Below are 15,482 nucleotides of genomic sequence, written 5' to 3'. Positions count from 1 at the left end.
GATGTGCGGAATCGCCGGAGTGCGCAGGCTGGACGGGGCGCCGGTGGACCCGGCCGTGCTGGTCGAGATGGCCAGGCGGCTGCACCACCGCGGCCCGGACGACGCGGGGACCTGGATCGAGGGGTCCACCGGCTTCGCGCACACCCGGCTCTCCATCATCGACCTGGGCGCCTCGGTGCAGCCGATGGCGACCCCGGACCGGCGCAAGGTGATCGCCTTCAACGGCGAGATCCTCAACTACCGGCAGCTGCGCGACCAGCTGGACTACCCGTTCCGCACCAGCGGTGACACCGAGACCCTGCTGGCGCTCTACGACCGGCACGGCGTCGAGAGCGTCACCAAGCTGCGCGGCCAGTTCGCCTACGCCATCAGCGACGCCGACACCGGCGAGCTGCACCTGGTGCGCGACCGGCTCGGCATCCTGCCGCTGTACTACTACATCGACAACGAGGTCTTCGCCTTCGCCTCGGAGATCAAGGCCCTGCTCCCGGCGATCGGGCAGCGCGGTGTCGACGTGGCCAGCCTGCACGACTACCTGGCGCACCGGTCGGTGCCCGCCCCGTACACGCTGGTCGACGGCGTCCGCAAGGTCCCGCAGGGCCACCGGCTGACCCTCGGCCGCGACGGGCAGGTCCGGCTGCGCGCCTACTGGCAGATCCCGGCCGACGCCGCGCACCGCGACGTCACCCCGGAGGCCGCCGTCCGGCTGGTCGCCGACGCGCTCGACGCGTCCATCGCCGACGCCCTGGTCGCCGACGTCCCGGTGGGCGCCTACCTGTCCGGCGGCATCGACTCCAGCCTGATCTCGGCGCTGACCGCCAAGGCCAAGCGGGGCGAGGGCCTGCACACCTTCTCCGCCGGGTTCGGCGACCCGAGGGTCGACGAGCTCAACTGGGCGCGCAAGGTCGCCGACCTGGTCGGCAGCGAGCACCACGAGGTGATCGTCACCGCCGAGGACTTCAAGGACAACTGGCACAAGCTCAGCTGGCACCGCGACGCGCCGCTGTCCGAACCGGCCGACGTGGCGGTGTTCAAGCTGGCCGAGCTGGCCCGCACCCAGGTCAAGGTCGTGCTGTCCGGCGAGGGCAGCGACGAGCTGTTCGGCGGGTACCCGAAGTACCGCTTCGCCCAGGCGACCCGCTGGGCCGGGCTGATCCCGGCGCCGCTGCGCGGTCGGATCCTGCCCCGGCTGGAGCGGGCGCTGCCCGCGTCCCAGTCGCGGCTCGGTGTCGCGGTGCGGGCGATGGGCGAGGGCAGTTCCGCCGAGCGCATGCGCGGCTGGTTCGCCCCGTTCACCGAGCGCGAGCGCGACGGCCTGCTGGGCGGTCCCGCCGTGCGCAGCGCCATCGCCCCGTACCAGCGGGGGCGCGGCGACGCGCTGAGCCGGATGCTCTACGCCGACTCGCACGCCTGGCTGGCCGACAACCTGCTCGAGCGCGGTGACCGGATGTCCATGGCCGCCTCGCTGGAGCTGCGGCCGCCGTTCCTGGACCACCGGCTGGTCGAGCTGGCGTTCTCGCTGCCCAGCTCGGTCAAGGTCCGCAACGGGGTGACCAAGTGGGTGGTCAAGGAGGTCGCCAGGGCGCACCTGCCCGGTGACGTCGTCGACCGCGCCAAGTCCGGCTTCAAGGTGCCGCTGGACGCCTGGTTCCGCGACGGCCTGCGCGAGATGGCCAACGACCTGCTCACCGGCCCGTCGTCGTTCGTGGCGGGCCAGCTGGACCCGGCCGCGGTGCGCAAGCTGCTCGACGAGCACCACGCGGGCACCCGCAACGAGCAGCCCCGGCTGTGGACGCTGCTCTCTCTGGAGGTCTGGCACCGCGAGTTCGCCAAGGCCTCCCAGGTCGGCGCATGACCCAGCCGCTGCTGCTCGTCGGTGCGGGTGGTCTGGCGCGGGAGGTCCTGGCCGCCGCGCGCGCACTGCCGGGTGAGTTCACGACCATCGGCCTGCTCGACGACGACCCGGGCAGGCACGGGTCCGAAGTGGACGGCGTGCCGGTGCTCGGCGGGTCCGAGCTGGTGCACGAGCACACCGACGCGCTCGTGCTGGTCTGCGTCGCCTCGCCCGGCCGACCGGAGGGCCGGGCGAACGTGGTCCGCAGGCTCGACCTGCCCGCCGAGCGCTACGCGACCCTGGTCCACCCCGCCGCCTCCGTCGCCCACGGCGTCGAACTCGGCGAGGGGACCGTCCTGCTCGCGGGGGCCGTCATCACCGCGCCCCAGCGGGTCGGCGCGCACGTGCTGGCCATGCCGCACGTGCTGTTCACCCACGACGACTTAGTCGGCGACTTCGCCACCTGCGCCGGGCGGGCCACGCTCGCGGGCGGCGTGGTGGTCGCCGAGTCGGCCTACCTCGGCGCCGGGTCGCTCGTCCGCCAGGGCGTCCGGATCGGCTCCCGCGCCGTGGTCGGCATGGGCGCCGTGGTGCTGTCCGACGTGCCCGACGGCGAGACCTGGGTCGGGGTACCGGCCAGACCGCTCACCCCGTCCTGAACCACCCCTTCGCCTGCCTCGACCGCGGTGGCGGGTGACCCGCTTGCCCGTCGCCTCGACCGCCCTTGATCCACCCCACCCAACCCGCCTTGAAACCCGAGGAGAGCTCACCATGACCGGCCCAATCCCCCTGGTCGACCTGGCCGCCCAGCACGCCGCCGTGGCGGACGAGGTGGCCGCGGGCTGGGCGGCCGTGCTCGCCAAGACCGCGTTCGTCGGCGGCCCGCAGGTCACCGCGTTCGAGGGCGAGTACGCCGCGTTCGCCGGGGTCGAGCACTGCATCGGCCTCGGCAACGGCACCGACGCGCTGGAGCTGGCGCTGCGCGCGCTGTCGATCGGCGCCGGTGACGAGTGCATCGTCCCGGCCAACACCTTCATCGCCACCGCCGAGGCCGTCGCCCGCACCGGCGCCACCCCGGTGCTGGTGGACTGCGACCTCGACACCGCGCTGATCGACGTCGACGCCGCCGCGGCCGCCGTCACCACCCGCACCCGCGCGGTGCTGCCGGTCGACCTCTACGGCCAGGTCGCGCCGATCGAGAAGCTGCGCGCGGTGCTGCCGACCAACGTCGCCATCGTCGAGGACGCGGCCCAGTCGCAGGGCGCCACCCGCAACGGCCAGACCGCCGGGTCGTTCGGCGACATCGCCGCCACCAGCTTCTACCCGGGCAAGAACCTCGGCGCCTACGGCGACGCGGGCGCGGTCACCACCTCGCGCGCCGACCTGGCCGAGCGGGTCCGGCTGCTGGGCGCGCACGGCTCGCCCCGCAAGTACGAGCACCCGGTGCTGGGCTTCAACTCCCGGCTCGACACCCTCCAGGCCGTCGTGCTCTCGGCCAAGCTGCGCAGGCTCGCAGGCTGGAACGCCGCGCGCCGGGTCGCCGCCGACCGCTACACCGCGTTGCTGTCCGATGTGGATGGTGTGACCACCCCGGTGGTCGCCGAGGGCAACGTGCCGGTGTGGCACCTCTACGTGATCCGGGTCGCCGACCGCGACGCCGTGCTGGGCAAGCTGCACGCCGAGGGCATCGGCGCGGGCATCCACTACCCGACGCCCGTGCACCTGACCGGGGCGTTCGCCGACCTCGGGCTCGGCGAGGGCGCGTTCCCGGCCAGTGAGCGGCTCGGTACCGAGATCCTGTCCCTGCCGCTGTTCCCGGAGATCACCGAGGCGCAGCAGGAGCGGGTCGTGTCAGTGCTCTCCGAGGCCGTGCGGTGACCGCGGTGTCATCGAGCGTGTTCGTCCACGAACGTGGACTGTGCGAGAGCGACGAGGTCGGCGCGGGTACCCGCGTCTGGGCCTTCGCGCACGTCCTGCCCGGCGCGCGGGTCGGCAAGGACTGCAACATCTGCGACGGGGCGTTCGTCGAAACGGGCGCGGTCCTGGGCGACCGGGTGACGGTCAAGAACGGCACGCTGGTCTTCGGCGGGGTCACCTGCGAGGACGAGGTCTTCCTCGGCCCCAATGTGCTGTTCACCAATGACTTCCGGCCCCGCGCGCACATCCGCAAGGGCCCTGACCAGCTGATTGGCACCGTGGTCAGGCACAACGCGACCCTTGGCGCGGGCACCGTGGTGGTCTGCGGGATCGAGATCGGCGCCTTCGCTTTCGCCGGTGCGGGCGCGGTCGTGACCAAGGACGTCGAGCCGCACGCTTTTGTCGTGGGCAACCCCGCGACCCGCAAGGGCTGGGTTTGCGAATGCGCAGCCCGGCTCGACGAAGATCTGCATTGCGCCGAGTGCGGGCTGGACTTCCGCGCCGCCGGAGCGGGCAAAGGCCTGACCCGAGCCTGAGCTTTCACGTTTCACCCAATGGCCGCCGATCACCATCGGCGGCCATTCGGGTTTTCCCGGTGTTGCCGAGCGCCATCCTGTGCGCCGATCAGGTGATTACCGGTCGGGGGCTGCCGGTGGGTGACCGGCCTCACCGGACAGTCGAGCGGGTAACGGATTCCCCAAAGGACACTGGGTGTTCGCTGGGAGCGGCCTGGCTCACCCGCGGCAACAGATCCACTCGGGACGGTGAACAACCCGGTTGCTGGCTGGACTTTGGCTGGCTCTACCCCAGATGGGGGTAACGGTGTCATCGTATGTGACGATGTGCAGGTAAATAGGAACCGCGAACCCTGTCGCGCGTCCCCTATTCGGTGCCAACTTCAGATTTTACCTAACAGCGGTTACTCACCGTGGAGGCTCGGATGGACCGTGCGAGGCTAGCCGCACGCGCTCGGGGTCGGGCAGGGCGCACAGTGCGCGCTGCCCTCGCAGGTTTACTTGTCGTTGTCGGACTCCCCGTGCTCGTTGCGTCACCGGCTGCCGCCGGTCCGTGCGACGCACCGGTCAACCCCATTGTTTGTGAGAACTCCAAGCCGGGCACGCCGCGTGCCGACTGGTTCATCGAGAGCCACTACGGCGACATCGAGGGCTACGCGACCGCGCCGAGCATCCAGCCGGGCGAGCGCCTCGACTTCAAGGTCAAGACCCCCAGCACGGACTACCAGATCGACATCGTGCGCCTGGGCTACTACGGCGGTACCGGTGGTCGCCTCCAGCAGACGCTGGTCCCGACCGCGCACCTGCCGCAGACCCAGCCCGCGTGCCTCTACCAGTCGACGACCGGCATGGTGGACTGCGGCAACTGGGGCGTCTCCGCGTCCTGGTACGTGCCGAGCACCGCGGTCCCCGGCTTCTACGTCGCGAACTTCATCCGCAACGACGGCAACGGCGCGGGCCAGTACCCGTTCGTCGTGCGCAACGACTCCTCGACCTCCGACATCGTCGTGCAGACCTCCGACCAGACGTGGCAGGCCTACAACAAGTACGGCGACAAGGAAGGCGTCAACGAGTACAACCTGTACGAGGGCGGCTTCTCCGGTTCGCCGGACGGTCGTGCGTTCAAGGTCAGCTACAACCGGCCGTACCGCAACGCGGGCACCTCGAACTTCCTCAACGCCGAGTACCCGATGATCCGGTTCCTCGAGCGCAACGGCTACGACGTCAGCTACCTGACCGGCGTCGACATCACGCGCAACCCGAACCTGCTCAAGAACCACAAGGTGTACCTCTCCTCGGGCCACGACGAGTACGTCAACGCGACCCAGCGCGCGGGCATCGAGGCGGCCAAGGCCGCAGGCGTGAACCTGTTCTTCTCGACCGGCAACACGATGTTCTGGAAGACCCGGTTCGAGAACTCCATCGACTCGTCGAACACCGCGCTGCGCACGATGGTCTGCTACAAGGAGACCAAGGCCACCGGTGGCGCGAAGATCGACCCGAGCCCGCTGTGGACCGGCACCTGGCGCGACCCGCGCCAGTCGCCGCCCTCGGACGCCGGTCGCCCGGAGAACGAGCTCGTCGGCACGCTGTTCAACGTCAACGGCTACCGGGCCGACTCCATCGAGGTCCCGTCCTCGTTCGGTCGCAACCGGTTCTGGCGCGGTACCTCCATCGCCACGGCGAACACGACCACCGTGCTGCCGCAGGGCACGCTCGGCTACGAGTGGGACGGCGACCCGGACAACGGCTACCGGCCCGCAGGCTCGGTCCCGCTGTCGGACACCACCGTGACCGTTGACAACGGGCAGTTGCTGCTCGACTACGGCCACATCTACGGCGGTGGACCCGCCAACCACAAGCTCATCATCTACCGGGACCAGGTCAGCAAGGCGCTGGTGTTCTCCGCGGCGACCGTGCAGTGGGCGTGGGGCCTCGACGCCGACCACACCTTCCCGGCTGGCGCCCCGGCGACCGCGCCGACCAGCACCGCGATGCAGCAGGCCACGGTCAACCTCCTCGCCGACATGGGCGCCCAGCCCAAGACGCTGATGGCGGGCCTGGCCCTGGCCACCAAGTCGACGGACACCACCGGCCCGGTCGTGACCATCAGCTCGCCCGCGGCGGGTTCGACCGTCCCGGCAGGCACCCCGCGCACCATCACCGGCACCGCGGTCGACTCCGGCGGCGGCAAGGTCGGCTCGGTCGAGGTCTCCGTCGACGGCGGCGCCACCTACCACCGCGCCACCGGCCTGGACACCTGGTCGTACGCCTGGACCCCGAGCACGCTCGGCCCGGTCTCGATCAAGGTCCGCGCCTCCGACGACGGCGCCACCCTCGGCGCCACCGTCACCCGCGACGTGACCGTGGGTTCGCAGCAGTGCCCGTGCACCATCTTCGGCACGCAGACCCCGAGCACCGTCGACGGCGGCGACGCCGCGGCCATCGAGGTCGGCACCAAGTTCACGACCTCGGTGAACGCCACGGTCACCGGTGTCCGCTTCTACAAGGCGGCCACCAACACCGGCACCCACACCGGCAGCCTGTGGACCTCGGCGGGCCAGCAGCTGGCGACCGGCACCTTCTCGGGTGAGTCGGCCTCCGGCTGGCAGACGCTGACCTTCAGCAGCCCGCAGCAGATCCGCGCCGGGCAGACCTACGTCGTCTCCTACACCGCGCCCAACGGCCACTACTCGGTCGACCCGGGGTTCTTCAACACCAAGGGTGCGGGCATCGTCCCGCTGACGGCACCGGCGACCGGGAACACCCCGGGCGGCAACGGCCTGTTCCGCTACGGCTCGGGCTTCCCGAACAGCTCCTACAACGGCGGCAACTACTGGGTCGACGTGGTCATCACGACCGACGGCGCGGACAACACCCCGCCGGTGGTCAGCTCGACCGCGCCGACCTCGGGCGGCACCGGCGCCTACCGCGACGGCAGCGTCTCGGCGACCTTCAACGAGGCCGTCGACCCGGGCAGCGTGCAGTTCACCGTCCAGGCCAACGGCAGCCCGATCCCGGGCACCGTCAGCGTGGACGACAAGAAGGTCACCTTCAGCCCGACCGACCTGCTGCCCGCCAGCACGGTGCACAACGTGACGCTCAACGCGACCGACGGCTACGGCAACGCACTCGCCGCGCCCAAGACGTGGAGCTTCACCACCGGCACCACGTTGCAGCCGTGCCCGTGCAACCTGTTCGGTTCGCGGACCCCGGCCACCGCCGACGCAGGCGACGCCAGCGACGTCGAGCTGGGTGTGAAGTTCACCGTGGGTGCCAGCGCCAAGGTCACCGGCGTCCGGTTCTACAAGAACTTCAACAACACCGGCACGCACACCGGCTCGATCTGGACCACGAGCGGCCAGCGCATCGCCAACGGCACCTTCACCAACGAGACGGCGACCGGCTGGCAGACGCTGACCTTCGCCGACCCGGTGCAGATCCAGGCGGGCCAGACCTACATCGCCTCGTACCGGGCGCCCAGCGGGCACTACTCGGTCGACACCGGCTACTTCGCCAACCAGGGCGCCGGGCGCGGTGTGCTCACCGCCCCCAGCTCCCCCGCGGCGAACGGCAACGGCGTGTACGTCTACGGCGGTGGCTTCCCGAACAGCAGCTACAACGCCAACAACTACTGGGTCGACCCGGTCGTGGACACCTTCGGCGCGGACACCACCCCGCCGTCGGTGAGCTCCTCCACCCCGGCGGCCAACGCCACCGGCGTCTCCACCGGCACCGGCGTCACGGCGAACTTCTCCGAGCCGATCAACCCGGCCACGCTGCAGTTCAGCGTCACCCGCAACGGCACCACGGTCCCGGGCACCACCCAGATCGCCGCGGACAACCGGAGCGTCACCTTCGCCTCGACCGACGTGCTGGCAGGCACCACGCAGTACGCGGTGAGCGTGCGGGCCTCCGACGCCTGGGGCAACCAGATGGCGGCCCCGTACACGTGGAACTTCACCACCGGTGCCGCTGGCCAGTGCCCGTGCAACCTGTTCCGCCCGACCGACGCCCCGGCGAACTCCGCCTCGGACGCCACGGTCGAGCTGGGCATGCGGATCACGCCGAGCCAGAACGGCTACATCCGCGGGGTCCGGTTCTACAAGCCCGCGGGTGACCCGGGCACGCACACCGGAACCCTGTGGACGAACGCGGGCGCCCAGTTGGCCACCGGCACCTTCGTCGGTGAGACCAGCAGCGGGTGGCAGACGCTGACCTTCGACACCCCGGTCCAGGTGACGGCGGGTACCACGTACGTGGTCTCCTACTGGGGTTCGGCGGGCCACTACGGCTACACCACGCAGTACTTCACCACCGACCGGACGAACGGGCCGCTCACCGCGCCCGCGAGCACGGAGGCAGCGCCCAACGGCGTCTACCGTTACGGCAGTGGAGGCCTGTTCCCCAACGGCTCCGGTAACGGAACCAACTACTGGGTCGACGCAGTGTTCGCGACGAGTCTGTCCTAGTACGAGGGGGCTATTGCAGTGGCCAGCGTTGACGTGGTGATCCCGTGCTACAAGTACGGGTCGGTCCTGCCGACCGCCGTGCGCAGTGTTCTCGACCAGCCGGGCGTGGACGTCCGGGTGCTCGTGATCGACGACTGCTCCGGTGACGGCAGTGCCGATGTGGCCCGCGAACTGTCCGCACAGGACAGTCGGGTGAGCGTTCTGGAGCACGAGCGGAACAAGGGCCACATCGCCACGTACAATGAGGGCCTGATGGACTGGGCGAGCGCGGACTACTGCGCTCTCCTGTCCGCCGACGACGCACTGACCCCGGGTGCGCTCCTGCGGGCCGCACGCCTGCTCGACGCGCACCCGGAGGTCGGCTTCGTCTACGGCCGCCCCCTGCACTGGGACGGCAGCACCCCGCTGCCGCAGGCCCGCACCGAGGACCAGGGCTGGACCGTCTACAACGGACCTTCCTGGCTCCGCCGCCGCTTCGCCCTCGGGGAGGGCTGCATCACCTCCCCGGAGGTGGTCGTCCGCACCACCCTGCAGAAGAAGCTCGGCGGCTACGACCCCGAACTCCGCCACACCGGCGACATCGAGATGTGGATGCGCTTCGCCCTGCACGCCGACGTCGGCTACTTGAAGGGCGTGGACCAGGCGTACTACCGCGTCCACGGCAACAACATGTCCGCGGCGTACTACGCATCCGTGGTCGCCGACCTCCGCCAGCGCTTGGCTGCCTACACGGCCATCACCACCCGCCCGGACAACAACCTCGCCGACCGCCTCGACATGGACCGCTCCGTACGCAGGGTCCTAGCCCGCGATGCCCTCCGCCGAGCAGGCCGAGCCTTCGACAAGGGCCGCAGCGAGACCGACCCGGTCGAGGAACTGATCGACTTCGCCCGCGAGTCCTACGGCGAGATCGAGGGACTGCCCGAGTGGCACACGCTGCGCCTCCGCCAGCGGCTTGGTGCGCGGCGGTCCCGTGCGCTGTCCCCGCTGGTGCTGACGGCGCCTGCTCGGCGTATTCGGCAGCACGCGCGGGTACTGAAGTGGCAGCGTGAGGGCATCTAGCAGGCGCTGAAGATCGTGAGTTGTCCACAGGGCGGCCTTCGGGCCGCCCTGTTTGGTCTCCACTCCTCGGTAGGCTGTGTATTGGGGGGTGCTTTGGCGGGTTTGATCTTGGGCTGGGGGTGTTCCGGCTCTCGGTCTCGCCTGCGGCGTCGACGGGAACGCCTCGCCTGCGGCATTGGTCCGGGCGCGAGTTTCGAGCTGTGCTCGATGGGGCGAACTCGTTTTGCGCGGGGCCCCTACGACACCCGGGCAGAACCACAAAGCAGGGGCCGAAAAGCAGGCCCTGCCGCGAACGACGCTACGGGTGCCGTCCCCCCCACACAAAACAAGTCCACCCCATCGAGCCGGCTTGGCACCAGCGACTCCGAGGAGCGATGTTCGGCCAACGTCGTAGAAGGGCACGTTGAGGACCATCGCCCGTGAGGGGCACGTGTGGGCCAACGTTGGTGGGGGCAACGTTGGTTGGAAGCCGTGCAACCCTCGTGGTAGGTCCGGGCGTGAGTAGTGGGTAGCTACAGGCTGGCCAGGGGGTTCGATGAGCGATCGGGATCGCGACTTCGCCGAGTACTTCGCGGCGCGGTCGACCAGTATGCGCGGTACGGCGTTCCTGCTGTGCGGCGACTGGCACCGGGCGGAGGACTTGGTGCAGACCGCGTTCGTCAAGCTCTATCGGGTCTGGGACAGGATCGCCGAGCGCGGGAAGCTCGATGGTTACACCAGGCAGATCCTGGTCAGGTCGTTTCTCGATGAGACCCGTCGTGGGTTCTTCAAACGGGAAACGGTGACGGAGGACCCCGGGGACCACGCCTCGCCCAGTGGCGGGAGCGTGGAAGACCGGGTGGTCCTGTTGCGGGCACTGGCCAGGGTGCCCGCCCGGCAACGTGCCGCACTGGTCCTGCGGTACTGGGAAGACCTCTCGCTGGAGGAGACCGCGCGGGTCATGGGTTGTTCCGAGGGCACGGTGAAGAGCCAGGCCGCTCGGGGGCTCGTGAACCTGCGCGGCCTGCTCCCCGCCCCCACCGTGACTCTCTGAAGAAGGACCACATGGACGAGCACTCCCTGCGCACCGCGCTGCACGAGGCCATGAGCGGGACCCCGACGCCGCCCGCGATGGACAGCGAGCAGGTGCTGCACGACGCGCGCCAGGCCAAGCGGGCGCACCGGGCGAAGTTCGCGGGCTTCGCCTCAGCGGCCGCCGTGGTGGTGGTCGCCGTGGGCGCCTTCGCCCTGTCCGGGCTGGGTGGCGGCGACACCATCACCGTGGGCAACCGCAGCACCCCGACCGTGACGACGACCGGCCCGACCGCCTCCGGCACCAGGCCGAAGCTGCCGGAGGGGCAGACCGACCGCACCCAGACCAGCGGGCCGCACGCCGATCTCGGCAAGGACCTGCTCGACCGGGTCCTCGCCGTCGTGCCCGGCGGCTACTCGGCCCCGGCGCGGGTCGCGGGCAGCGACATCCCGGCGCGCGCGCACCAGGCGCAGGTCGTCGACGACAACGCCGAGGTGTGGGAGTACACCGCGTACACGGCCATCGGCAAGGACGACCGCTGGGGCAGGCTCGTGGTCGAGGTGATCCCGTCGTTCCAGGGCGCGGTCGGGTGCGACGTCCCGCGCGAGGGCATGGACGCGTCGTGCGAGACCACCAAGGTCGGCGACAACTACATCCCGGTCCACACCGCGACCAGGGGGACGTTCCAGTGGGCGACCTACCTGCACCCGGACGGCGTGCGGGTGCTCGTCACCCAGGCCCAGGAGTTCACCCCGGCGGTCAAGCCGCTCGCCGCCTACCCGCTCACCCCGCAGCAGTTGGCCGCCCTGGCGATGGACCCCAGGCTCACCCTGCGCTGACCGAGGACCCCCGCCTGGCTCAGGCGGGGGTTTCCGGCGTCCAGGCCGTGTAGTAGCTGTCCTCGTTGACCAGGTACCGCACCGTCGGCTCCGGCACGTGCTGCACGACCCGCGTGCGCGCCATCCGGTGCACGAACTCCCAGTCCTCCTTGGGCAGCGTCTTCTTCACCCGCGGGATCCGGCTGAACAGCACGTCGTCGCCGCGCCGCAGCACGATGGAGTTCGAGTCGACGTACGGCGAGTCGTCGACCATGGTGCGCCGGTCGAACTCCTCGGACAGCACGTCGAGCACCGACCCGTCCGCCCTGCGCCGCTCGACCGCGGAGTACACCAGGTCCGCGCCGCGGCTGAGCGCGGCGAGGGTCTGCTCCAGGTGGTCCTCGCGCCAGGTGTTGTCGTCGTCGAGGAAGGCCAGGTACTTCGAGCGGGTCAGCCGGATGCCGACGTTGCGCACCAGGCCGAGCACCGCCGAGTTCCGCGACAGGCTCACCGCCACCAACCGCGGGTCGGACGGCAGCGTCGGCAGGCCCGCGCCGTCGTCGACCACGATGACGACCTGGTCGTCGATCGTCTGCGCCAGCGCCGACTCGACGGCCAGCGGCAGCAGCTTCGGGCGCTTGTAGGTCGGCATCACCGTCGCCACCAGCGCCTGCGGCCGGTCGCCGACGACCGACCGCAGCCGCGCCACCTCGCCGTCCTCGAACTTGCGCAGCGCGGGCACCTTGCGTCCCAAGTGGACTTTTGTCTTGGCCTCGTGCATCGGCCACAGCCCGAAGGTGTCGCGGAGGGCGCGGCGGACCGTGGCGGAGACGCCGTTGCGGTCCTTGAGGGGGGCGGTCACGCGGCCACCCCCGAGCGGCCGGGGAGCATCTTGCGCATCGGGTACACCACCGGGAGGTAGACGACTGCGGCCAGGAGGCCGCCGATCAACATCTGCGCGTACACGTTGGTGAACACCCCGCGCACCAGCACCGCGGAGCCCACCAGCAGCACGCCGCCGAGCAGCGGCCGCACACAGGCCCGCAGCGAGGGCGCGAGCCGGATCCCGCGCCGCGCCACCATGGACGCGAAGGCGGGCAGCACGATCAGCACCGCGACCGCCGCCTGGGCGATCGCCGCGCCGCGGATCCCGTCGAGGTAGGTCCCGACGAACAGCGCGGGCACGACCGCGCCGAGCCACAGGCCCTGCAACCCGATCAGCACCCGGTTGCCGTCCAGCGCGACCATCAGGTCGTAGCCGATGAACAGCAGGATCCTGGCCAGGCCGAGGATCGCCAGGAACTGCAGCGCCACCGAGCCGGGCACCCACTTGGCGCCGTAGATGATCTCCAGCATCGGCGCCGCGTAGCAGGCCAGCAGCGCGCACACCGGCAGCGCCGCCGCCATCATCAGCCCGACGCCGCGGGCCAGCGCCTGCTCGAGCTGCCGCTTGTCGTCGGCCATCCGGGAGAACCCGGCCAGCGACACCCGGCGCGCGGCCTCGGAGAAGATCTGCAGCGGCAGGCTCGACTGGTTGAACACCATCAGGTACAGGCCGAGCGCCGCGGCGTCCATGATGCCGCCGACCACCAGCTTGTCGACCTGGGTGACCGACAGCGTCAGCAGGCTGGCCGCGGCGAGCGGCAACCCGAAGTTGATCAGCTCCTTGGCCACCACCGGGTCCCAGCCCGGCCGGACCCGCACCGGGCACAGCCACAGGTAGCAGCTCATCGACACCAGCGCCCCGGCCACCTGCCCGATCGAGAAGCTCATCGGGCCCGCGCCGGACGCGCCGAGGGTGATGGTCAGCGTGGTGACCACGACGAACGAGGCCGCGTCGCAGAAGAACCTGGTGCGCTGCAAGAACTCGCGGTTGAGGATGGTCGCAGGCACGATCGCGATGCCGTCGATCACCACCGCAAGGCACAGGATGTTGACCACGGGCACCGCTTCGGGGTTGCCCATCAGGTCGCAGTACCAGGGCGCCAGCACGAACAGCAGCCCGTAGATCAGCAGCGAGTTGAGCACGGCGATGGTCATCGCGGTCGGCGCGAACTCGCGCACGTCGCGCTCCCAGCGCACCACGGCCAGGCTGACGCCCAGCTCGTTGAACGCCTGCAGCACGGTCAGCGCGGTCACCGCGATCGCGAACACGCCGTAGTCGGCGGTGGTGAGCAGCCGGGCCATGACGATGCCCGCCATGAAGATGCCCAGCCGCAGCACCACGGTGTTGAGCAGGCTCCACATGATGCCGCGGCCGACCTTGCTGCCGACCGTCGGTTCGGCGAGAGCGGGCTCGCTCGACAGCGGGGGCGCCGCCGGTCCCAGCTCGGTCGCCACCGCTCTGGCCGCGGGCGGGTCCGACTCGTTGCCGGACGGCTGGTGCGGCGCCTTGGGGGCGTCACCGGTCACGCGGACACCTCAGGTCTCTTGTCAGTTCGTGTGCGGGGACGATCAGGTCTCGACCGGGTGGTCGGCCCGCCCCGGTCTTGTCGTCGTCGCAACCGCCTCGGGCGTTGCGCCGGAGGCGTCAACAGTGGCGGAATCCCACCCGGCTGCTCCTGCACCGTCCGCCACAGCGCTCCCGCGATGCCGATCAGCAGGAAGGTGTAGCCGGTGGCGACGGCGAACCCGATCAGGTCGAAGGTCGCCGAGGAGATGCCCGGCACCGCGATGCACGCCGCGAGCGTGACGCCCAGGTCCTTGATCCGCGGGTCCTTGCTCGCCAGCCGCGCCCGGAACGCGCAGTACATGCCCGCCAGGTACAGGAAGATCAGCAGGGCCAGCCCGATGGCGCCGTTCTGCACCAGGGTGCCCAGGTACTGGTTGTCCAGCCAGCCGTACTTCTCCGGCAGGTACGTGCCGAGACCGCGGCCGAGGAACAGGTGCTCGGGGATCTCCTTGCCCGCCCGCTCGACCGCGCGGCGGCGGCTCTCGGCGCTCGGGTCGACGCTGATGCTGGTGAACAGGCTCAGCAGGGTGCCGACCAGGCCGGGCACCATCAACCGCATCGCGACGAGGAAGCCGAGCATCCCCCACAGGGCCTTGACCCGGCGCTTGGGCGCCATCGCCGGGATGATGAAGATCGCCGCGATGGCCAGGCCGAGGATCGCCGACCGCGACAGCGACTGCATCGAGGCGACCGCCAGGATCGCCAGGCACAGCCACCACCGCTTCGTCTGACCGCCGTGGTCCACCCCGCGCAGCGCGTAGTGCAGGGCCAGCGGCACGGTCATCGCGCAGACCACGCCGAACTCGATCGGGTGGCCGGAAGTGCCAGCGGGGCGGCGGAAGTTCGACCGCTCCAGCACGTAGGACATCGAGCCGTTGGCCCGCAGACCGGGCAGCACCAGGTACTGGGTGAGGTCGAGCGCGGCCATGAACTGCAGGATGCCGACGAACGCCATGAAGGTGGCGCCGACGATCATCGCCTTGAGCACCCGGTCGATCCTGGCCAGCCCGCGCACGCCGTCGGTGACCGCGATGCCGACCGCGACCACCGCCATCACCGTGATCAGCGTCCGGTCCGCCGCCGCCAGCTCGTCACCGGGCAGGTAGCCGTAGGTCGCGTAGCCGTAGGTCGCCAGCTGCGAGCAGACGAACAGGAACAGCGCCGTGCGCGCCGCGTTGCGGCCCTTGGCCACGCCGAGCGTGCTGACCATCTGGGCGAGGAACCACAGCACGCCCATCAGCAGGCCGATCGCCACCCCGGGGGTCAGCGACATCGGCAGGCCCTTGATCACCAGGGCGGCGGGGATGACGGTCATCGCCAGCGCGTAGACGCAGGCGATGGTGGCGCCGTCGAACCGAGCCTTGCCCCCGGTCTGGTCAGGCAGCTGGTCGGCCGACACG

At 70.6% G+C, this 15,482-nt stretch carries 11 protein-coding genes; 8 read left to right on the top strand and 3 right to left on the bottom strand.

The genetic code is table 11. The features are described from left to right. Position 1 precedes the first annotated feature (1 nt). The 8 genes from asnB to BMY07_RS21220 all read left to right on the top strand — a co-directional run bounded on the left by asnB (position 2) and on the right by BMY07_RS21220 (position 11,651). Entirely contained in the window at positions 2-1,855 is a 1,854-nt protein-coding gene (gene asnB, locus BMY07_RS21255) for an asparagine synthase (glutamine-hydrolyzing) (protein ID WP_177215687.1), read from the top strand. Further along, on the top strand, positions 1,852-2,493 hold the full coding sequence (locus BMY07_RS21250) for an acetyltransferase (protein ID WP_092781427.1): 642 nt from the start codon (positions 1,852-1,854) through the stop codon (positions 2,491-2,493). Before asnB ends, BMY07_RS21250 begins: the two co-directional genes overlap by 4 nt. Positions 2,494-2,605: 112 nt before the next feature. After that, the gene (locus BMY07_RS21245; protein WP_092781424.1) at positions 2,606-3,712 is read left to right on the top strand and encodes a DegT/DnrJ/EryC1/StrS family aminotransferase; all 1,107 of its coding nucleotides are present in this window, start codon (positions 2,606-2,608) and stop codon (positions 3,710-3,712) included. Then, positions 3,709-4,287 carry an acyltransferase gene (locus BMY07_RS21240; RefSeq protein WP_092781421.1) on the top strand — a complete coding sequence of 193 codons (579 nt, stop codon included), beginning with the start codon at positions 3,709-3,711 and terminating at the stop codon, positions 4,285-4,287. Before BMY07_RS21245 ends, BMY07_RS21240 begins: the two co-directional genes overlap by 4 nt. Before the next feature lie 500 nt (positions 4,288-4,787). Next, the gene (locus tag BMY07_RS21235) at positions 4,788-8,738 is read left to right on the top strand and encodes a DUF4082 domain-containing protein (RefSeq protein ID WP_177215686.1); all 3,951 of its coding nucleotides are present in this window, start codon (positions 4,788-4,790) and stop codon (positions 8,736-8,738) included. Between the two features lie 18 nt (positions 8,739-8,756). After that, a complete protein-coding gene (locus tag BMY07_RS21230) occupies positions 8,757-9,800 on the top strand; it encodes a glycosyltransferase family 2 protein (RefSeq protein WP_092781415.1) in 1,044 nt (347 codons plus the stop codon). A 535-nt stretch (positions 9,801-10,335) separates the two neighbouring features. Further along, entirely contained in the window at positions 10,336-10,833 is a 498-nt protein-coding gene (locus BMY07_RS21225) for a SigE family RNA polymerase sigma factor (protein ID WP_092781412.1), read from the top strand. A gap of 11 nt (positions 10,834-10,844) precedes the next feature. Continuing rightward, a complete protein-coding gene (locus BMY07_RS21220; RefSeq protein WP_092781409.1) occupies positions 10,845-11,651 on the top strand; it encodes a hypothetical protein in 807 nt (268 codons plus the stop codon). A gap of 19 nt (positions 11,652-11,670) precedes the next feature. On the opposite strand, the gene BMY07_RS21215 is transcribed toward BMY07_RS21220, so the two are convergent. The 3 genes from BMY07_RS21215 to BMY07_RS21205 are packed head-to-tail and all read right to left on the bottom strand — an operon-like array spanning position 11,671 to position 15,481. Next, positions 11,671-12,492, bottom strand: coding sequence for a glycosyltransferase family 2 protein (locus tag BMY07_RS21215; RefSeq protein WP_092781406.1), 822 nt, complete (start codon positions 12,490-12,492; stop codon positions 11,671-11,673). After that, a complete protein-coding gene (locus BMY07_RS21210) occupies positions 12,489-14,042 on the bottom strand; it encodes an oligosaccharide flippase family protein (RefSeq protein WP_092781403.1) in 1,554 nt (517 codons plus the stop codon). Before BMY07_RS21210 ends, BMY07_RS21215 begins: the two co-directional genes overlap by 4 nt. Next, positions 14,039-15,481, bottom strand: a complete 1,443-nt coding sequence (locus BMY07_RS21205; RefSeq protein WP_245782549.1) for an O-antigen ligase family protein — start codon at positions 15,479-15,481, stop codon at positions 14,039-14,041. Before BMY07_RS21205 ends, BMY07_RS21210 begins: the two co-directional genes overlap by 4 nt. Between the last annotated feature and the right edge of the window lies 1 nt (position 15,482).

Source organism: Actinokineospora terrae, assembly GCF_900111175.1.
GTDB lineage: Bacteria > Actinomycetota > Actinomycetes > Mycobacteriales > Pseudonocardiaceae > Actinokineospora > Actinokineospora terrae.
Note: the sequence above shows the minus strand (reverse complement) of the source record. Positions and strands in the feature narration are given on the sequence as shown.

What these genes read in the sequence shown, in the direction of transcription:
- asnB (WP_177215687.1), top strand. Translation starts at nt 2, where the DNA reads ATGTGCGGAATCGCCGGAGTGCGCAGGCTGGACGGGGCGCCGGTGGAC.
- BMY07_RS21250 (WP_092781427.1), top strand. Translation starts at nt 1,852, where the DNA reads ATGACCCAGCCGCTGCTGCTCGTCGGTGCGGGTGGTCTGGCGCGGGAG.
- BMY07_RS21245 (WP_092781424.1), top strand. Translation starts at nt 2,606, where the DNA reads ATGACCGGCCCAATCCCCCTGGTCGACCTGGCCGCCCAGCACGCCGCC.
- BMY07_RS21225 (WP_092781412.1), top strand. Translation starts at nt 10,336, where the DNA reads ATGAGCGATCGGGATCGCGACTTCGCCGAGTACTTCGCGGCGCGGTCG.
- BMY07_RS21220 (WP_092781409.1), top strand. Translation starts at nt 10,845, where the DNA reads ATGGACGAGCACTCCCTGCGCACCGCGCTGCACGAGGCCATGAGCGGG.